Annotated in this window: 19 protein-coding genes; 7 read left to right on the top strand and 12 right to left on the bottom strand. The window is 68.2% G+C overall.

Annotated features, from left to right (window positions below; genetic code table 11):
• Position 1: 1 nt before the first annotated feature.
• Positions 2-568, top strand: a complete 567-nt coding sequence (locus EIZ44_RS40540; protein WP_134734206.1) for a TetR/AcrR family transcriptional regulator — start codon at positions 2-4, stop codon at positions 566-568.
• Here the strand turns inward: EIZ44_RS40540 and EIZ44_RS40535 are convergent.
• Positions 552-1,160: a TetR/AcrR family transcriptional regulator gene (locus tag EIZ44_RS40535; protein ID WP_134734205.1), complete on the bottom strand. Its 609-nt coding sequence runs from the start codon at positions 1,158-1,160 to the stop codon at positions 552-554. The genes EIZ44_RS40540 and EIZ44_RS40535 overlap by 17 nt on opposite strands.
• 67 nt (positions 1,161-1,227) lie before the next feature.
• Between EIZ44_RS40535 and EIZ44_RS40530 the strand changes: the two genes are divergently transcribed.
• On the top strand, positions 1,228-2,082 hold the full coding sequence (locus EIZ44_RS40530; protein ID WP_134734204.1) for an SDR family NAD(P)-dependent oxidoreductase: 855 nt from the start codon (positions 1,228-1,230) through the stop codon (positions 2,080-2,082).
• Here EIZ44_RS40530 and EIZ44_RS40525 read toward each other — a convergent pair.
• Positions 2,075-3,097, bottom strand: a complete 1,023-nt coding sequence (locus EIZ44_RS40525) for an NADPH:quinone reductase (RefSeq protein WP_134734203.1) — start codon at positions 3,095-3,097, stop codon at positions 2,075-2,077. The two genes, EIZ44_RS40530 and EIZ44_RS40525, sit on opposite strands and share 8 nt — an antisense overlap.
• A 328-nt stretch (positions 3,098-3,425) precedes the next feature.
• Here EIZ44_RS40525 and EIZ44_RS40515 point away from each other — a divergent pair, with 328 nt between their 5' ends.
• Positions 3,426-4,580: a DUF262 domain-containing protein gene (locus tag EIZ44_RS40515; protein WP_134734201.1), complete on the top strand. Its 1,155-nt coding sequence runs from the start codon at positions 3,426-3,428 to the stop codon at positions 4,578-4,580.
• Positions 4,571-6,028 (top strand): ATP-dependent nuclease, encoded by a 1,458-nt coding sequence (locus EIZ44_RS40510; protein ID WP_134734200.1) that lies wholly within the window; start codon positions 4,571-4,573, stop codon positions 6,026-6,028. Before EIZ44_RS40515 ends, EIZ44_RS40510 begins: the two co-directional genes overlap by 10 nt.
• Positions 6,029-6,545: 517 nt before the next feature.
• On the opposite strand, the gene EIZ44_RS40505 is transcribed toward EIZ44_RS40510, so the two are convergent.
• The 3 genes from EIZ44_RS40505 to EIZ44_RS40495 all read right to left on the bottom strand — a co-directional run bounded on the left by EIZ44_RS40505 (position 6,546) and on the right by EIZ44_RS40495 (position 8,637).
• Positions 6,546-7,364, bottom strand: coding sequence for an LLM class flavin-dependent oxidoreductase (locus EIZ44_RS40505; protein WP_134734199.1), 819 nt, complete (start codon positions 7,362-7,364; stop codon positions 6,546-6,548).
• A gap of 57 nt (positions 7,365-7,421) precedes the next feature.
• Positions 7,422-8,249, bottom strand: coding sequence for a peptidoglycan-binding protein (locus EIZ44_RS40500; protein WP_134734198.1), 828 nt, complete (start codon positions 8,247-8,249; stop codon positions 7,422-7,424).
• A 79-nt stretch (positions 8,250-8,328) separates the two neighbouring features.
• Entirely contained in the window at positions 8,329-8,637 is a 309-nt protein-coding gene (locus EIZ44_RS40495; RefSeq protein ID WP_037819489.1) for a cupin domain-containing protein, read from the bottom strand.
• Positions 8,638-8,847: 210 nt separating this feature from the next.
• On the opposite strand from EIZ44_RS40495, the gene EIZ44_RS40490 reads away from it, so the two are divergent.
• Positions 8,848-11,985 (top strand): GH92 family glycosyl hydrolase, encoded by a 3,138-nt coding sequence (locus EIZ44_RS40490; protein ID WP_240691549.1) that lies wholly within the window; start codon positions 8,848-8,850, stop codon positions 11,983-11,985.
• A gap of 105 nt (positions 11,986-12,090) precedes the next feature.
• The gene (locus tag EIZ44_RS40485) at positions 12,091-13,350 is read left to right on the top strand and encodes a Bcr/CflA family multidrug efflux MFS transporter (RefSeq protein WP_205673465.1); all 1,260 of its coding nucleotides are present in this window, start codon (positions 12,091-12,093) and stop codon (positions 13,348-13,350) included.
• 44 nt (positions 13,351-13,394) lie between these two features.
• On the opposite strand, the gene lexA is transcribed toward EIZ44_RS40485, so the two are convergent.
• The gene (gene lexA, locus EIZ44_RS40480) at positions 13,395-14,048 is read right to left on the bottom strand and encodes a transcriptional repressor LexA (RefSeq protein WP_043833424.1); all 654 of its coding nucleotides are present in this window, start codon (positions 14,046-14,048) and stop codon (positions 13,395-13,397) included.
• 118 nt (positions 14,049-14,166) lie between these two features.
• Here lexA and EIZ44_RS40475 point away from each other — a divergent pair, with 118 nt between their 5' ends.
• Complete coding sequence (locus EIZ44_RS40475) at positions 14,167-14,778, top strand: hypothetical protein (protein WP_134734196.1); 612 nt, start codon at positions 14,167-14,169, stop codon at positions 14,776-14,778.
• On the opposite strand, the gene EIZ44_RS40470 is transcribed toward EIZ44_RS40475, so the two are convergent.
• From EIZ44_RS40470 to EIZ44_RS40445, 6 genes are all read right to left on the bottom strand, one after another.
• Entirely contained in the window at positions 14,779-15,234 is a 456-nt protein-coding gene (locus EIZ44_RS40470) for a MarR family winged helix-turn-helix transcriptional regulator (protein WP_240691548.1), read from the bottom strand.
• 21 nt (positions 15,235-15,255) lie between these two features.
• Positions 15,256-15,618, bottom strand: coding sequence for a VOC family protein (locus EIZ44_RS40465; RefSeq protein ID WP_037819495.1), 363 nt, complete (start codon positions 15,616-15,618; stop codon positions 15,256-15,258).
• Between the two features lie 65 nt (positions 15,619-15,683).
• Positions 15,684-16,409, bottom strand: a complete 726-nt coding sequence (locus EIZ44_RS40460; protein ID WP_167754432.1) for a maleate cis-trans isomerase family protein — start codon at positions 16,407-16,409, stop codon at positions 15,684-15,686.
• Between the two features lie 40 nt (positions 16,410-16,449).
• A complete protein-coding gene (locus tag EIZ44_RS40455; RefSeq protein ID WP_134734194.1) occupies positions 16,450-17,184 on the bottom strand; it encodes a hypothetical protein in 735 nt (244 codons plus the stop codon).
• 108 nt (positions 17,185-17,292) lie between these two features.
• Positions 17,293-17,550, bottom strand: a complete 258-nt coding sequence (locus EIZ44_RS40450) for a hypothetical protein (protein WP_205670117.1) — start codon at positions 17,548-17,550, stop codon at positions 17,293-17,295.
• 143 nt (positions 17,551-17,693) lie between these two features.
• Positions 17,694-18,337 (bottom strand): hypothetical protein (locus EIZ44_RS40445; protein WP_134734193.1); only part of this gene is annotated, 644 nt, incomplete at its 5' end.

Below are 18,337 nucleotides of genomic sequence, written 5' to 3'. Positions count from 1 at the left end.
CATGGCTCGCTGGCAACCCGACGCACCAGGACGGCTCGCCGCCGCGGCCCTCGACCTGTTCGAGGAACGCGGCTACGAGAACACGACCGTGATCGAGATCGCGGAGCGCGCGGGCCTCACCAAGAGCACGTTCTTCCGGCACTTCCCGGACAAGCGCGAGGTGCTCTTCGGCGGAAGCGCGCTGACCGGCCTGCTCGTCGACGCGATCGCCGCGGCGCCGCCCTCGGCCGGGCCGCTCGAGGCGGTGACGCACGCGCTGGACGTGCTCGGCAGCGAGTTCTTCGCCGGCGACCGGCGCGAGTTCAGCGCCCGGCGTCAGGCGGTACTGGACGCCAATCCGGAATTGCGGGAACGCGAAGCGCGCAAACGGATCGGTCTTGTCGATTCGATGATCGAGGCGCTCGAACGTCGCGGCGTCCCAGGCCGGACCGCGCAGGTGGCCGCGAAACTGGGCGGACTCGCCTGGGAGATCGCGCACGACGAATGGATCGGGACGAGCGGCGCGGATTTCGCTTCGCTGGTAAGGGAAGTGCTCGCCGAAGTGCGCGAGGTCAGTGCTGCTTGGTGAGGGTGTTCGCGGGTTGAGACCGCGGCGGCCATCCGGATTCCAGGAGCGCGAATACCGAGGCCAAAGCGGCAGCGGGATCCGGTGCGGTTCCAGTGAGATCCGGGATCTCCAGCACGAACCGTGCCAAAGCCCGGACTGCCGGGTCGTCTGGCGGCAGGTCGCTTTCGCCGGCCAGCGCGGCGGTCAGTTCGGGTTCGCAGGAATGCCATAGGCGACGCGCGTACTCGCGCAAGGCGGGCGTCTGCACGATCAAGTCCCGTTTCGGGGCGTGCTCCGGCGGGATGTCCGTCGAGTACGGGCCGCGGGCGGCGAAGAATTTGTGCAGGGCCGCGAGAACCGGTTCGTCGGGGGCGCGATCCCGGACCGCGGCGACGATTCCGGCTCGGCGTTCCGAGCCGTCGTCGAAGATCAGGGCGTCTTTGCCGTCCGGGACGTGCGCGAACAGGGTCGCGACGGAGATGTCGGCCTCTTCGGCGATCTGCGCGACGGTCACCCCGTCGTAGCCATGCTTCAGGAACAGCCTCAGCGCGACCTCGTCCAGCCTGCGGCGGGTTTCGAGCTTGCGGCGTTCGCGTCGTCCTGTGTTGACCACCACCCCAGGCTACCCCAAAGCTGAAATGGGTCTAAAGTTGAAATCACTTCAGTTTTAGGAGGGTGTCATGACGGTGCTGGTGACCGGGGGAAACGCGGGGATCGGCTATTTCGTCGCGGAGCAGCTGGCCGAGGCGGGGGCGGAGGTGGTGCTCGGCAGCCGGGACGCGGCCAAGGCGGAGGTCGCGCTGCGGGTGCTGCGCGAGCGGGTCCCGGGGGTGCGCGCGTCGTGGGCGCGGCTGGACCTTGCCGACCTGGCGTCGGTGAAGGGGATCGAGGTCGGGGAACTCGACGCGGTCGTGCTGAACGCGGGGGTGTATCTCGAAGGGCCGGAGCGGCGGGAGACCAAGGACGGCCACGAGATGACCTTCGGGGTCAACCATCTCGGGCATTTCGCGCTGACCGCGGCCCTTCAGGACCGGTTGAAGCCGGGGGCGAGGATCGTGACCATGGGCAGCTTCGCGGCGAAGTCAGCGAAGCTCGATTTCGACGATCTGCAGAGCAAGCGGGATTATCATCCGAAAACCGCGTACGAGCGGTCGAAGCTCGCGCAAACGCTCTTCGCGCTGGAGCTGGATCGGCGGCTGCGGGCGTCCGGCAGCAGTTTGCTGAGTGTGGTCGCGCATCCGGGCGGGGCGCTGGACAGCCTGACTCCGGACCGGCCGCCGCTGCATGTGCGGAGCAGGAAGCTGATTCTCGCGCGCATTGCCTTGCAGGGCAAGGACGGCGGCGCGCGGCCAGCGGTGCGGGCGGCGGCCGGTCCGGATGTCCACAGTGGTCAGATCTGGGGTCCGCGCGTGTTCGGGCTCAAGGGAAAGCCCCGGCCGGAGCCGGTGCGCGGGCCGTACGCGGACCCCGAAGCCGCCGCCCGGGCGTGGGCGGCGAGCGTGGAGCTGACCGGGGTCGAGCCGGTGTTCAGCTGACGTCGATCAGCACCTTCCCGGTGACGCCCTTCTCCGACGCCTCGTGCGCGCGTGCGGTTTCCGCCAGCGGGAACCGGTGGACGGGGAGTCCGTGATCGGGGCCGAGCCGGAGCCCGCCGTCGCGCAGGGCGGCGTTCAGGTCTTCCGCGCCGGCGCGCAGCTGGTCCCATCCGACGGTGTAGAGCACCAGGAACTGGTAGCGGCTGTTGAGGAAGACGTTCTGTCCGAAGTCGACAGTCACGGTCCCGGTGCCGCGGTCGTCGCCGTAGGCCGCGACCACCCCGCGCGGGCGGAGAACCGCGGCGTGCAGGGGAGCGTTCACGCCGACGGCGACCTCCACGATCACGTCGACCCCGTCCGGCGCGATTTCCCGGATCGCGGCGGCGACGTCTCCTTCGGTGTACCGCACGACATGCTGCGCACCGGCGGCGCGCGCGAGTGCTGCTTTGTCCTCGGTGCTGACCGTGGCGATCACGGTCGCTCCGGCCCAGCGCGCCAGCTGGATCGCGGCGTTGCCGACGGCACCCGCGCCGCCGCTGACGAGAATCGTCTTGCCCGCCAACGCATTCGGAGCGAGCCGCTGCGGTCCGTCCTCCGCGACGGTGAGCGCGCGGTGCGCGGTGAGCGCCGGGATCGCGAAGGCGGCGCCCTCGTCGAAACCGGACTCGTCGGGGAGCGGGACGAGCCGGTCCGCCGGAAGCACGGTGTACTCCTGCGCGGTCCCGGACGTCGGCGAGTGCGCGGCCGCCAGCAGCAGCCACACCCGGTCGCCCACGGAGAATCCGTCCACCCCGGCGCCGACCGCGTCCACGACGCCCGCCCCGTCCTGGTTGGGCACGGACAACTCGGCCTCGACGCCGAAGCGGGAGCCGGAACGCGCCTTCCAGTCGGTCGGATTCACCGCGGACACGACGATCCGCACGCGCACCTCGCCCGGCCCCGGCTCGGGCACGGCGAGTTCGGACAACGTCAGCACTTCCGGGCCGCCGAACTGGCGGTAGGTCACAGCTTTCACCCTCGGTGCAATGCCCCGGCCGGCGCGGCTATTCCCGCCTGGTCGGGGCAGCGTTCGGCGAGGCGTGCGACGACCGGCGCGAAGTCCTTGAGAAAGGCGTTGTTCACGCTGTAGTACGAGACCCCGAGCTCCTCGTGATTCCGACTGGTTTGCGTGAGAGGACGAGGGAGTCGTGTTTGGTGGGGCCTGGGGGCGATCTTGCTCGCTAGCCATAATGCTCGCATTGAGTTGAGCCTAGGACTGCTAGCAGCGACCAGCGCACTTCCCGGTACGATCGGCTGCTACTGATCGACGCCGTCCGAGGGGACCAGCAGGAGGCAGGGAACGGGTGAAATTCACTACCAGTGACCCGGACATCTCAACTATTTACAATCGCATCGACGACGGCACATACGATCTTCAGCCGGAGTTTCAGCGAGGTGAAGTCTGGACGAAGAACAAGAAGCAGCGTCTGATTGACAGCATTCTTCGGGGATGGCACGTCCCGCCGATCCATTTGGTAGCAAAGGAGGACAACACTTACGACGTGCTCGACGGTCAGCAGCGACTGACGGCCATCCGCGACTTTGTGCTCAACAAGTTCACAATCGATGGCAAGATTGAACCCATCGATCCTGCTATTACCGAATTAAACGACTTCGGCTACGAGCAGTTGCCGCCCGCGCGCAAGCGAAGTTTCAATCAGTTCCCGATCCGCGTGTTCGCGCTGACCGACTACACCCCGGACGAGCCGCACGAGCTCTTCTTCCGGCTCAACCAGCCCACCAGTCTCACCGAGGCAGAGAAACGGAACGCCTTTGTCGGAGGTCCGCGCAATCAGGTCCGCGGCCTCGTTGCGTGGGCGGTCAATGAAGGTTTAGCTGCGGATCGGATCGGCTTTTCGAACGCCAGAATGGCTTATGACGACTTGATTGCCCGTTTCTTGCTGACTCTGGAGAAACGGTCTCTCACTGAGAAGGTGACGGCGCAGCGGATTACCAATAGGTACCGCTCCACGGAGGTGTTCCCGGATGAAACCGTCAATCAGGCAAAGCAATCTATCAAGTTCGTTCTCAGTCTTCCATTGTTGAATCGCTCGGGATCGCGCAAGCCGAACAAGGCTACCATCCACACTTGGTTATGCATGGCTGCGAAGCTGCACCGCCACGATCTCCTTGGTAGCTACGGCTCCGGTCTCGCAGACGTAATCGAGCTTGTAGAGCAGAGCCGGGTGAAGTCTGACCTCACGACAGGGCGCGCCCGTGCCGTTCTGACTGTCTTCAATGATCGTGCCACATCTCGGGTTGCGGACGTGTCCTCGGTCGTCCTACGCGACCTGACCGCATGGATGTTGTTCTCGGACCGCGTTCCGCTGTCCACTGGCGCGACGCCGTTACCTGAGGAAATTGGTCGGGCTTGGAAGCGGGCTGGCCAGGTAAATGCGGATCGTGGGCTCTACGAGTTCGCCATGGCCGTGGATTGGGGGGAGTTTCCGTGGCTTTGAGGCAGGTCGCCCGGGAGCGGATTCTAGCGCAGTTGTCGAAGCGCAACTATACCAGTCAACTCACGAGAGCAGAACTTCGCGACTTAGACAAGGAAGAGCATGTCCTCACCTTCGGGCCCGGAATCACCGTTCTGTGCGGTGGCAACGGTGCGGGAAAGTCGCGCACGCTCGGCGCGCTGGCTCGATGTCTTGGCGATGGCGACGAGGAAGATCGACAACGGCATATTCCAGAGCTGCCTCACTGGCTGTCGTCGATCTCAGTAACCGGTAGCACCGCAGGTGCGGAATGGACAGTGGACTACGACCGGTCAAAGCGACTGAGGTCAGGCGAGGGACCTTCGTCGGTTGTGTACATCGATCCCTCTGCGGAGACCGAAGGGCTTATCCGGCTGTTCAGCGGTGACGACAACCGGGAAGACCTAAAAGAAGGGGTAGATCCCGCGCCGCTGCTGGCGGAGGACGTCCGGAGGGTCGGTCATATCCTGCGGAGGTCCTATGCGGCTATCGAGGTCTACGAAGTAACGGCGTTCAGTGAGGACGACAACCCGACCCCATACTTCGTAGTCGAGGCGCACAGCCAGACATATGACCTCCTTGGGATGGGGCGAGGAGAGCTGGTGGTCACGTATCTGCTGTGGCGGCTCCGCAACTTGGAGCCGGGCACGGTCGTGCTGCTTGAGGAGCCGGAGAGCCATTTGGCGTCTTTCTCGCAGCGCGCTTTGACCGATGCGTTGGCAGCTTTCGCGGTCGAGCAGGACCTAACTATGGTGGTGTCTAGCCACTCACCCGGAATCATCAACCCGTTGCCGGACGGCAACGTGACCCTCCTGAAAGGGCCACCTGAACAGGGTTTCCGGCATGACCTGGGGATTCAAGCGATCAGCGATTTCCTGGGCATCCGAGCCAGCAGTTGCGCGGTTGTTATTGTTGAGGACGCGGCAGCCCAGCAGGTCCTACGTGCGGTGATTGAGGCTGCGGCCCCGGACCTAAGCGGTGCTGTCACCATACGGTATGCCCGATCAGGGGAGTCTGGCGTGCATCGCTTGCTCGACGAGATCCGAAGTGCCGGCCCAGATAGGTTCGCGGTGATCGGTGTTCTCGACGGTGACCAGCGAGGCAGTGCTGACTTGGCACAATTCGGGTATCTTCCGGGCAGTGAAGCACCTGAGATTGTGCTGCGCGCAGCTACGGACAGGTGGCGAGCAGACTCCTCTTCGTCTTGGAGCCCGCCATTAGCCGGTGGTGCCGAGCGACTTCGCATGCTCCTGGAGTCCACGGCCGGCCATGACCACCACGACTGGCTAGCGGAGCTAGGTAAGCATTATGGGAACACAACTCAAGTGGTTCGAGCTTTTGTGGAACTCCTGCTGACTGATCATCTGCACAAGAGCGAGGCTGACCAGCTGATCGATTGGCTTAAGGAAAAGTGCAGGCAGGGAACCACTTGATTGTCTCTGGTCTGCTCGCCGGTAGAGTATCGATCAGTTAAATTCGCCGACCCAGAGATCGTTTCGATTAACGTCGGTAGAGACTTCGCCTTCGGTGTGAGAAGCATGACCGGTGGGTAGTGCCAGGCTTGCTACTTTCGAAATCCGACGACACCGACGCTGCGTCGTCACCGTGGTCGCGGACAGCCGTCCAGAGACATCGAGACGAGACGGTCGTAGACCAATCCATCCGTCGAATTCGGGACGGCGCAGCAGACAAAGGTACCTCTTCGGTGTCCGGAGCCGACGCTGCAAGAGGCGAGGCTGGCCAGACTTTGGGTTGAGCGGCGCGCCGGCACAGCGGCATACGGACCACCGTCTGGAGACCGTGACAAAGACGGTCAACGAGGAAAGCCGACTACCCTTGTACTGGGTGATCGGTTGCTGCGAGACTTTTCGGGAAACCTCACCAGTTCTGGTGTCCGAGGTGAGATTTCTTCGCTGACGGCGAGAATGTCGATTGTTGGTTCGAGACCTGTCAGCGCCCGGCGAGCCGCGCGATCACCGGGGCGAAGTCCTGGATGAACGCGCCGTTCACGCTGTAGTACGACACCCCGAGCTCCTCCCGCCGCCGCTGCAGCTCGTCGGCCATCGCGGCCGGTCCGCCGCGCAGGAGGGTGAGGGAGTCGTGCTCGACGAGGGTTTCGTGGTCGTGCCCGATGAAACCGCGGATCCACGGCGGGATCTCTTCGCCGACGACGAAAATGTTCATCGCCAGTTCGACGTCCCGGCCGCCGGCCGCCGAGCGGATCTCGGCGGCGTACTCCGCGGTCTCGGCGCGGCTCGCGAGTACGCTGCCCGCGAGAGTGACGATGTCTGCCCGTTCCCCGGCCAGCCGCCGGGCTTTCGGACCGCCCGCGGCGACCATCACCGGCGTGTGCGCGTCACCGTCGAGGCGGCGCAGGTGCGAGATCGTGTCCGACACCTGAGCGAGCCGCTCCGGGCCGGTGCCGTACGGCAGGCCCAGTTCGGCGGCGGCCTCGCGCATCGGCGGGATCCCGGTGCCGATCCCCATCTCGAACCGGCGCTCGGTGAGCACGCTGAGGCTGTGCGCCTCCCACGCGGCCGCGCGCGGGGTGCGCAGCGGGCTGGCGTAGACGAACGTGCCGACCCGCAGTTCGGTCGTCACCGCCGCCGCGATGGCCAGCGCCGCGGTCGGGGTGGGGAGGCGGAGATTGTCCGGCGACAGCAGGGTCGAATATCCGAGATCCTCCGCGCGACGGGCCGTTTCGCGCCATTTCGCGCCGCCCTCCTGCGCTGCCGCGACGACCCCGAACCGAAATGTTTTTCCCGCCATGGCACCAGAAAACCACGGCTGCCGCACTCGCGCCAGCAAATGCGGCAGCCGGGTGAGTCAGCCGCGCTGGTACTGCTCCCAGGTCAGCTTCGGGTTGACCGCGGGGCCGTCGTCCTTGCCGTGGTTGGCGAGGCCGTTCTGCCCGAGGTAATAAGCGCCGACCTGGTGCTGCGCGCCCGAGGACAGATCCGGGTCGTTCACCGCGATCGCGTGGATGTGGTAGCCCCAGTCGCCCTGGGACGGCGTGCGCACCCAGGCCGCGAACCCGACTTTCCGGAGATCCTTGGCGAATTCAGTGCGGGTCGCCGAGGACATGTTCGCCACCGAGACGTCGAAAGCGCCGCCGCCGTCGTGCGTTCCGGCAGACGCGCCGACGCCGCCCGGGTTGTACGAACCCTGGGTGAGGCCGACGTCCTTGCCGAACAGCTTCTCCGCCGCCTGGAGCATCGCCTTGGTGCGCGTGTTCAGCGTGACGCCGTGGTAAGTCACGTGGCTGCCCGCGGACACGACGTTCGACACCGTGTACTTGCCGGAGCCGAGCTTCTCCATCGACGTCTTGCCGGGCAGGCCGGACGCGTCGATTCCGGTGTAGCCAAGGGATTTCTGGTACTTCGAGTAGGCGTCGATCGTGGTGGTGCCGAAGTAGCCGTCGACGTACTTGGCGTCCAGCAGCCCCTTCGCCTGCAGCGCCTTCTCGACCAGCAGGACGCTGTCGTGCGCGCCCGGGGTCTGCGTGCTGTCGGCGCGCTGCGGGTCGATCTGGGCCGCGAGCAGCACGGCCTCCATGTTCGCCGCCGGCAGCGCCGCGGCGACGCCCGGAACGGCGACGGCGACCGTGGCCGCCGCCGCGGCTCCGGCGGTGAGCACTGCGAGTTTCCTGAGCATCCGTGTCCTCCCGGTCCTGGTCGGTCCGGGCCGAGCATCGCCGAACGGGATACACGGGACGTACAAATGCGGCTCGACCTCACTCCAGCCACTCGGTGACGAACCGGTCGTTCTCGTGGATGTGCACCGCCTCGTAGGGTCCGGGACCGAGGGAAACGAACTTGTGCGGGGTGTTCGCCGGAGCGACGAGCACCTCCCCGGCGACCCCCTCGCGCTGCTCCTCGCCGATGGTGAACAACGCGCGCCCGCGCTGGATGACGAAGGTTTCGCGGTAGGGATGCCGGTGCAGCCGCGGTCCGGTGCCGGGCTCGGTGGCGTATTCGCGGATGACGGAGACGCCGGAGCCGACCTCGTGGCCCTCGACGTCCCGGGTGGCAGGTTCTGTCATGTCCGTCGAGGTTAGCCCGGCAGGCACGCGAAGCGCAGGTCTGTGCGGAAACCCCGGACGGAATCTGATTCCCGTACGCACCTCCGCAGGAGTCTGCCGTGCCGCCGGTCGGATGTCTGTCCGGTCGAAACCGGCCAGATCTCTGTCATCCGGTTGACCTCGCCGCCCGCGAGCCGGAAAGGTCGGACAACACGAGGTCTGGGAGGTGCTGTGCGGTACTCAGTCGTGGCAGCGTTGGCGACGGCGGCGGTCGTCGGAGCGGGGACCGTCGCGGCGGCCGCGCCGCAGGCGGCCCTGGTCGGCGATCCGGCGGCGTACGTGGATCCGCTCATCGGGACCGGCCGCGGCGGTACCTCCGTCGGCGAGATCAACAACTTTCCCGGGCCCGCGGCGCCGTTCGGGATGATGCAGTTCTCGCCGGACACCGACGGGTCCTACGCCGGCTACCAGTACCACAGCGACAAGATCCGCGGTTTCAGCCTCGACCACGCGTCGGTCGGCTGCAACGCGTTCGGCGACGTCCCGATCCTGCCGGTCACCGGCGACGTCGGGGCGAAACCGTGGGACCGGGTCGAGCGCTTCACCCACGACGGCGAGCAGGCTGAACCCGGCTACTACGCGGTCACGTTCCCCGATTCCGGCGTGCGCACCGAGCTGACCGCGACCACCCGCACGGGGATGGCGGCGTTCACCTTCCCGGCGGGGCAGAACGCGCAGGTGCTCGTGAAGGGCGGCGCGAGCCTGGCGGGCAACTCCGCGGCGGGGCTGCGGATCACCGGCGACCGCGAGGTCAGCGGCCAGGCGACGACCGGCCATTTCTGCGGAAAGCCGAACACGTACACCGTCTTCTACGACATCACCTTCGACCGTCCGTTCACCGCGCACGGCACCTGGGACGGCAAAACCGTCCAGCCCGGCAGCGACCAGGTCGACGCGCCGAAAGCCGGGGCGTACCTGACGTTCGGCGACGCCGGCGTGGTCCACGCGAAGGTCTCGATGTCCTATGTGGACGTTCAGGGTGCGAAGAAGAACATGACCCCCGGCTGGGACTTCGCCGCGATGCGCAAGGGCACCAAGGACGCCTGGCGCGACGCACTCGGCCGGATCCGCGTGGCGGGCAAGGACTCCGCGCAGCTCAAAACGTTCTACACCGCGCTCTACCACGGCCTGATGCACCCCAACACTTTCAACGACGCCGACGGCCGCTACCTCGGCTTCGACAACCAGGTCCGCACGCTCCCGGCCGGGCATTCGCAGTATGCCAACTTCTCCGACTGGGATACCTACCGCTCGCTCGCGCCCCTGCACGGCATGCTTTTCCCGAAGGAAGCCAGCGACATGGCGCAGTCGCTGACCAACGACGCGGTCCAGGGCGGCTGGTGGCCGCGCTGGCCGATGGCCAACGGCTACACCGGGCAGATGACCGGCGACAGCTCGGTCGCGCTGCTGTCGAGCCTCTACGCCTTCGGCGCGCGCGACTTCGACGTCAAGACCGCGCTGAAGTACCTGGTCAAGGGTGCGACGTCGGTGGACGAGACGCCCGGCGCGTACCAGGAACGCCGGGGGATCGCGGACTACCTCGCCCGCGGCTACCTGCCCAACAACGACGCCTCCCGCGGCGACCACGCCCGCGTCGGCGCCTCGATCACGCTGGAATGGGCGATCGACGACTTCGCCATCTCGCAGTTCGCCGGCGCGATCGGCGACCGACGCGTCGCCCGCGACTTCGCGAAACGCGGCCAGAACTGGCAGCACCTGTTCAACCCGGCGACCGGCTACCTGCAGCCGCGCGGCCAGGACGGCCGGTTCCCGGACGGCCCGGCCTACCAGCCGCCCGCGCCCGGCACCTTCGGCCAGGACGGTTTCGACGAGGGCAACGCCGCGCAGTACACCTGGCTCGTGCCGCAGGACACGGCCGGGCTGGTGACCGCGATAGGCGGTCCGGCGGCGGTGTCCGCGCGGCTCGACACGTTCTTCCAGAAGCTCAACGTCGGCCCGAACGAGCCGTACATGTGGGCGGGCAACGAGCCCGACTTCGGCGTTCCCTGGATGTACAACCACGTCGGCCAGCCGTGGAAGACCCAAGAGGTGGTGCGCCGGATCGCGACCACGCTGTTCAGCGCTACGCCGGACGGAGAGCCTGGAAACGACGACCTCGGCGCGCAATCGTCCTGGTACGTCTGGGCCGCGCTGGGCCTGTACCCGTCGACTCCGGGCACGCCGGACCTCACCGTGCACAGCCCGCTGTTCGAGCGCGCGGTGCTGACCCTGCCCGGCGGCCGCACGCTGGACATCCGCGCGCCGGGAGCCTCGACGACCACGCAGTACGTCCACGGCCTCGCGCTGAACGGGCACCGGTGGGACCGGACGTCGCTGCCGCAAGATCTCGCGCGCAACGGCGGTCGGCTCGACTTCGCGCTGTCCGCGCAGCCGGACCGGAACTGGGCGGCGAACACGCAACCACCGTCCTATCGGGACAACGAGGAACCGTTCGTCGGCTCGGTGGCCAACCAGGTGACCCTCGAACCGGGCGGCTCCGGCACCGTCGTGGTGAACGGCCAGCGGCTCGGCGGGCACCTGCGCTCGCTTAACCTCTCGACGTCGGCGCCCGCCGGGATCACCGTGTCCGGACCGCGTTCGGTGTGGCTCGACAACCACACCGGCGGCGGTAAAACGGACCTGACCGTGACCGCGGCGGCGGGCACTCCCGCGGGTTACTACGAAGTGCCGGTGACATTGCGCGGAGCCGGACATACCGTTTCTTCCTCGGTAATTGTTTTGGTCGCGCCGAAGGGAAGCCTCGCCGCGACCTTCGGCAATGCCGGGATTTCCGACGACGGCGACGGCGGTTCGGCGAATTTCGACGGTGCCGGAAACAGCTATTCGCGGAAAGCGCTGGCGGACGCCGGTCTCACTCCGGGTTCGACCGGACACGCGGCGGGCACGACGTTCGTCTGGCCCGCCGCGCCGTCCGGCCGTCCGGACAACGCGGTGCCGTCCGGGCAGAAGCTCGATCTAGGTGGAACTTCAGCCGCCCGCCTGCTTTTCGTCGGTTCGGCGACGAACGGAGACCATCGCGGGAGCGCGACGGTCGCGTTCACCGACGGCACGACGGCGACCGCCGATCTTTCGTTCGGTGACTGGGTGTTGCCGGGCGGAAAAACCGAACCAGTATTCGGCAATACGCTCGTGGCCCGCACCGCGTACCGGAATCAGCCCGGCGGCCAGGGAATCGGCGCCTCGGTCTACGCGACGTCGCCGCTGGAAATCCCGGCGGGCAAGAAGATCGCGACGGTGACGCTCCCGTCCGATCCGGACCTCCACGTATTCGCCCTCGGCCTCGGCTGAGTTTGTCAAGCGGGATTCCCAGGGTGTGATCTGTTCGGGGGTTCCGGAATTTCTCGGCCCCCTTCGTCGTAAGTCACTGGCGTGCTCACGACGAAGGGGAGTGGCGTGAACGAAACACGCGAAGCGCCGAAAGCCGGGAGCCAGCTGAAGCTGGTGCTCGTGCTGGGCGTTCTGGTGGCACTGGGGCCGCTGTCCATCGACATGTATCTGCCGGCTCTGCCGGACATCACCCGCGAACTGTTGACGACGGAGTCGACGATCCAGCTGACCCTCACCGGAACGGTGCTGGGGCTCGGCCTGGGCCAGCTGATCGCCGGCCCGCTCTCGGACGCGATGGGGCGGCGGATTCCGCTCGTCGCGGGAAGCGCGATCCACGTGCTCGCGTCGCTGCTGTGCCTGGTCGCGCCGACGGTCGAGCTGCTGAGCGCGGCGCGCGTGCTGCAGGGGCTGGGCGCCTCGGCGGGCGCGGTGCTGGCGCTGGCCGTGGTGCGCGACCTCTACACCGATCGCGCCGCGGCGAAACTGCTGTCCAAGCTCATCCTGGTGATGGGCGTGTCTCCGGTGCTGGCCCCGACGCTCGGCAGCGCGCTGCTGGCGTGGACGCACTGGCGCGGGGTGTTCGTGGCGCTCGCCGCGATCGGGCTGGCGAGCGGCGTCGCGGCGGCGCTGGCGCTGCCGGAGACCCTGCCGCCCGCGCGGCGGCAGCCGTTCAAGGTCCGCGCGACCATGCGGTCCTACCGGACGCTGTTCACCGACCGCTCGTTCGTCGGGCTGGTGCTGGTGGCCGGGTTCGCGATGGCCGGGCTGTTCGCGTTCGTCAGCGGCGGGTCGTTCGTGTTCCAGCAGCAGTACGGACTCGACCAGCAGCAGTTCGGCCTGATGTTCGGGGCGAGCGCGGTGTGGCTGATCGCCGCGACGCAGGTCAACGCCCGGCTGATGAACCGGTTCGAACCGCACCAGGTGCTGCTTTTCGCGAGCGTCGCGGCGGCGGCCTCGGCCGCGGTGCTGCTGGCGACCGCGCTGACCGGCTTCGGCGGCATGTTCGGCGTCGCGGTGCCGGTGTGGGTGGTGCTGTTCTTCGCCGGGCTGATCCTGCCGAACGCGCCGGCGGTCGCGCTCGACGCGCACGGCGACAACGCCGGGACCGCGGCGTCGCTGCTGGGCGCGGTGCAGTTCGGCGTCGGCGCGGCGGTGTCGCCGGTGGTCGGCCTGCTGGGCAACAACGCGGTCGCGATGGCCACGGTGATGTTCGGCGGACTGGTGGTGTCCGGCCTGGTGCTGTGGGTGGTCGCGCGGCCGTGGCAGGGCCGGGCGGCCGAGCCGGAGGTGCTGGCCGACACCCGGGTCCCGGTGGCCGTCGACTGAGGTGGCTCGTGGGTGGCGGTGCCGGTGCGCCCCGGCATCGCCGCTCACATGCTGCGGAGCACCGAGACGACCACGCCGAGCACCGTGGCCCGGTCGCCGTCGATCACGTCGTAGGCCGGGTTGCGGGGCTCGAGGTAGACGTGCCCGTCGCGGCGGCGGTAAACCTTGACCGTCGCCTCCTCGTCGATCATCGCGGCGACGATCTGCCCCGAATGCGCCTCCGGCTGCTGCTTGACCACGACGATGTCGCCGTCGCAGATCGCCGCGTCGACCATCGAATCGCCGCGCACGCGCAGCCCGAAGACGGTGCCGCGGCCGGTGAGCCCGCGCGGCAGCTGCATGACGTCGTCCACGTGCTCCTGCGCGGAGATCGGCGTGCCCGCGGCGATGTCGCCGACCACCGGCACCGGCACGGAGTCGCTGCTTTCGCGCGTGGGCAGGTCGCCGAGGAAGGCGCGCACGTCGATCGGGCGGGAGACGGTGGGGCTGCGCCGCAGGAACCCCTTGTCCTCCAGCGCGGCGAGATGCTTCGACACCGAGGACGTCGACCGCAGCCCGACCGCTTCGCCGATCTCGCGCGTGCTCGGCGAGTATCCGTGCCTGCCCACCCAGTCCCGGATGGTGGCGAGGATGCGCTGCTGCCGCTCGGGCAGGGCCGAAGCGTCCAGGTCGTCGAAGACGTCGTCGTAGGCGGTCACGGGGCCGATCGTAGACGGCGGGCGGGCCGGTCGCCGGGGCCGGGGCGGTTGTTCCACTGTGGACGGTGGATGCGCTTGGTAGAGTGTTCCCTCCGGAGGGTGACGGAGGGGACCGGGGATGACTCAGCCGGCAGTGCGGCCGAGGGTGACGGGGATCGGGATCGCGGTGGCGGTGGTCCTCGCACTGCTGGAGATCTATGTGGTACTCGGCGGATTCTGGTCGGTCGGCAGCATCGTGAGCGGCGGACGCGTCAGCCCGTCCAGTTATCTGTCTGCGGCGTCTCTGCTGCTGGCGATCGTGGTACTCGTCGGCATCGCGTTGATTTTCGCGCGGCGGCAATCGGTCGGCCGGATTCTGCTGTGGGGCGCGCCGGTGCAGCTGCTGTGCGCGCTCGCCGGGGTGATCCTCGCTCATTCCTGGTGGGACACCATCGCGTTCGGCGTGATCGCGATCCTGGCGGTGGTGCTGTGGCTGCCCGCGGTGTCCGCGAAGACGCCTCCGCCCGTGGGATACGACATGCCTTACGGGGCACCGGTTCCGGGGACGCCGCAGTATCCGATGGGGCTGCAGTATCCGGGGCAGCAGTATCCGCAGCAGTACGGCGCTCCGGGAATGCCGCAGCAGTACCCGCAGCAACCGCAGTATCCCCAGCCGCCGTATCCGCAGCAGCCGATGCCGGGGCAATGGCCCGCCTCCGGCCCGCCGCAGCAGAATTGGCCGGGCCAGTGATCACTGCCCGGCGAAGTGCCGCTGCTCGTCCGTGACCTCGGTGAGCACCCGTTTGAACTCCGCGTACTCGTCCCGGCCGAGGCGCTGGGCGTGCCGGTCCTCGATCCCGGCGAGAATGCGGGTCGAGGCCTCGATCATGGCTTCTCCGCGTTCGGTCGGGCAGACGAGTTTCGCCCGCCGGTCGGCCGGGTCGGGGCGGCGTTCGACGTAGCCGAGCGTCGCGAGTTCGTCGACCATCGTGCCGATGACCTGCTTGCGCCGTCCGGAGCGGCGGGACAGTTCGGTCGCGCGGGCGCCGTCCGGGCCGAGATAGGCGAGCACCGCGCCGTGCCGGGGGCTCAGGTCGGCGAAACCCTCGGCGGCCAGCGCGGTGAACAGTTCCCGCTGCACCGCGAACAGCAACCGCCCGGCGAGCATGCCGAGGTCGGGATGCGCGGGCATTCGGGGGTCGGGCACGGCGGAGATCGTAGCGCGGGGTCAGGACCGCCGGGGGAGGACGCAGAATTCGTTGTCTTCGGGGTCTTTCAGCACGATCCAGTGGTCGTTCTCCGGATCTTCCACGACTTTCGCGCCAAGAGTGACGAGGCGGGCCACTTCGTCGCGCTGTTCCACGGTGTCCGGCGCGATGTCCAGGTGCAGCCGGTTCTTGACGGTCTTCCCCTCCGGCACCGGCTGGAACAGCAGCGACGGCCGGTCCGGCGCTTTCAGTTCGACGTAGGTGAGTCCGTGGCTGTCCGGCCACCGCTCGGCAGGCGGGTAGCCGAGCGCTTCCCGCCAGAATTCGGCGAGCGCGTCGGCGTCTCGGCAGTCGACGGTGACGGCGATCAGGTGGCTGCTCATGATCGGGGAATTACCCGCGATCGGCCGCGGTTATGCCCGGGATCTTGTTTGTCCACAGTGGACGGTCAATGCGGGTGGGCGAGCAGCGTGCCGAGACCCGGTCCGGCGGCAGGCCGGCCGAGCAGGGTGAGGCAGTGCCAGAGCGTCACCTGCGTCGCGGTCAGCACGGGTTTGCCCGCCCGGTTTTCGAGCTCGGCGAGCAGCGGCGCGGTGTGCAGGGCGGTCTCCGGGAGCAGGACGGCCTGGGCGTCCGACGAGGCCGCGGAATCGACCAGTTCGCGGATGCGGCCGCTGTCCCACGCCGCCAGATCGCGGTCCGAACCGGCATCGGCCGACACGGCGTGCACGGTGGCGATGTCTTCCTCGGCAAGGAACGCCGAGAACGCGTCGGTGATGTCCGGCGCGTACACCGAGGCGAGCGAGATCCGCTTGAGTCCGAGCCGGTGCGCGGCGGCGAGAAACGCCAGCGACGTGCTGCTCGCCGGGACGCCCAGCGCGTCCGTCAGGGCGTCGGTCTGCGTCTTGGCCACGGCGACGCCGTCGAGGAAACTGCAGCTCGCGCACGCCCAGCTGACCACGCGCGGGGACGTCGTGAACTTCGCCGCCGTCTGGACCAGCCGGTCCGGCTCGCTCAGCTCGCGCACGGCGGTCTGGACGTTCTCCCGCTCGACCACGCGCCGCGCCCAGGGCACGTAGGCGAACTCCACGCCGGGCCGGGCGTCCAGGCATCCGGCGAGGGCGGTGAAGTCGTCCTCGGCGCAATCGCGAGTGGGGTACAGCAGACCGATCATCTCGGGCAGTGTCGCACTCGTTCGCCCGGACGGCAGAACTTCAGGAGCCGGGACCGGAGTAGATCTCGTCGGCGGAGGGGGCCTTGGCCGGGTGGGGTTCGCCCAGGTCGAGGTCCAGTGCGCCGTCCCGCGGGGACTCGTACCGCATCAGGGAGTAGGTCGTCCCGAAGCGCCCGAGGTAGATCGCCTTGCTGCCGTTCCGGTAGCGCACCGCCGGAGTGCCCTCCAGGTCGACGGGTTCGCCCGCGGAGTAACCGGGCTGGCCGAGCTCGTCGGCGGCGGAGTCGAGGAAGGAGTCGCAGTCCAGGAGGTCCTTCAACTTCGCGCCGCGGCCGTGGAGCAGGGGAGCGTCCGCCGGCAGCCACTTGCCGTCCATCGTCGACATGGCTCGGGCGGACAGTCCGGTGATCTTGGCCAGCGCGCCGGTGACTTTGATCCACACCTTGTCGCCGACGCGCACCAGCGACAGCGGCGCGCCGTCCTTCTCGATCGAGCCGCTCGCACTGTCGTGGTTGAGCTGCAGGTCGACGGTGAGGCCGTCGGCGCTCGTGCCTTTGAGGTGGACCGCCCTGGCCATGCCCAGTTCGTTCGCGACGGTATCCCCGACCGTCGCGGCATCGGGCGGCGCGTCGAACGGCTTGACCGGCGAACTCGCCGCCGCGCTGACCAGCGGCAGGGTTGGACTCCCTCCGGCACCGGAGCAGGCGGCGCACACGAGCGCGGCCGCAATGGCACCGCAGCGCAGGAGGAGACGGTTTGGGACCGGGCGAGTCATGCGGTTTCCGTTCGGGACAGGCCTGGGACACCCCCGGGCGCATCCGCTTATCGCCCGGTCCGGCGGTTCGTTACGGCTACGGTCCACAGTGGACGCGAGGCTGTCTGGTCAGGAACCGGGGCCGGAGTCGAGCGACACCCGCTTGTCGTTCACCATCGCGGCGGCCGCGGCGGGCAGTCCGGCCTTCTTGGTGAGCGACTTGCTGGACCGCATCCAGATCTTGTCGCCGACGCGCAGCACGGGGACCTCGACGCCGTCCTTCTCGATCGAGCCGCTGACGCTGTCCTTGTTGAGCTGCAGGTCGATCTTGATGTCGCCGCCGCTGTTGACCGTGCCCTTGACGTGGACCGCGGTCGATTTCTTCATCGCCGCCTTGATGGCCGCGGGGTCGAGCGGGTCGGCGGTCCGTTACGGCTTATCTCGGCCCAAAGCGGATTCGTGACGCTGCGGTCCACAGTGGACGCAAGGCCTCGCGCTCCCGAACGGCGCGGGAACGCGAGGCCGTCCGGTCAGGAGCCGGGGCCGGAGTAGATTTCGGCAGCGGGCGGGGCCTGGGCCGGGACGGGCTGGTCCCAGCCGCTGAATTCCATCGTGCCTTCCGAGGGGGACTCGAGCCGCAGCAGGCGGTGGGAGCCCTCGGCTTCGAGGAAGATCGTCCGGCTGCCGTTCTTGTAGCGCAGCGCCGGGGTTCCCGCCACGTCGGCGGGCTCGGCCGCGGAGTAGCCGGGCTTGTCGACGTCGTCGGCCATGGAGCCGATGAAGACGTCGAAGTCCATGAACAGCTTGAAGACCTCGCCCATGCCCTGGGCGAGCGGGGAGTCGAGCGACACCCACTTGTCGTTCACCATCGCCGCGGCCTCGGCGGGCATCCCGGTCTCCTTGACCAGCGACTTGCTGAACCGCATCCAGACCTTCTCGCCGACGCGCAGCACCGGCACCTCGACGCCGTCCTTCTCGATCGAGCCGCTCACGCTGTCCTTGTTGAACTGCATGTCGACCTTCATCTTGCCGTCTTCGCTCTTCGTGCCCTTGACGTGGACCGCGGTCGACTTCTTCATCGCGGCCTTGACGGTCGCGCCGACGGTGGCGGCGTCGGGCGCGGCGGCGGACGGCGAGGCGGGCGCGGCGGGCGAACTCGCGGCAGCGCCGGCGG

Source organism: Amycolatopsis nivea (assembly GCF_004522235.1).
GTDB classification, from domain to species: Bacteria; Actinomycetota; Actinomycetes; order Mycobacteriales; family Pseudonocardiaceae; genus Amycolatopsis; species Amycolatopsis nivea.
The sequence above is the reverse complement of the archived record's forward strand: the minus strand, read 5'-3'. Positions and strand labels throughout refer to the sequence as shown.

Bases quoted from the DNA above. Each gene is read 5' to 3' on its own strand.
- EIZ44_RS40495 (WP_037819489.1), bottom strand. From the start codon at position 8,637: ATGACAGAACCTGCCACCCGGGACGTCGAGGGCCACGAGGTCGGCTCC.
- EIZ44_RS40455 (WP_134734194.1), bottom strand. From the start codon at position 17,184: ATGACTCGCCCGGTCCCAAACCGTCTCCTCCTGCGCTGCGGTGCCATT.
- EIZ44_RS40460 (WP_167754432.1), bottom strand. From the start codon at position 16,409: ATGATCGGTCTGCTGTACCCCACTCGCGATTGCGCCGAGGACGACTTC.
- EIZ44_RS40450 (WP_205670117.1), bottom strand. From the start codon at position 17,550: ATGAAGAAATCGACCGCGGTCCACGTCAAGGGCACGGTCAACAGCGGC.
- EIZ44_RS40530 (WP_134734204.1), top strand. From the start codon at position 1,228: ATGACGGTGCTGGTGACCGGGGGAAACGCGGGGATCGGCTATTTCGTC.
- EIZ44_RS40540 (WP_134734206.1), top strand. From the start codon at position 2: ATGGCTCGCTGGCAACCCGACGCACCAGGACGGCTCGCCGCCGCGGCC.
- EIZ44_RS40465 (WP_037819495.1), bottom strand. From the start codon at position 15,618: ATGAGCAGCCACCTGATCGCCGTCACCGTCGACTGCCGAGACGCCGAC.
- EIZ44_RS40475 (WP_134734196.1), top strand. From the start codon at position 14,167: ATGACTCAGCCGGCAGTGCGGCCGAGGGTGACGGGGATCGGGATCGCG.
- EIZ44_RS40500 (WP_134734198.1), bottom strand. From the start codon at position 8,249: ATGCTCAGGAAACTCGCAGTGCTCACCGCCGGAGCCGCGGCGGCGGCC.
- EIZ44_RS40505 (WP_134734199.1), bottom strand. From the start codon at position 7,364: ATGGCGGGAAAAACATTTCGGTTCGGGGTCGTCGCGGCAGCGCAGGAG.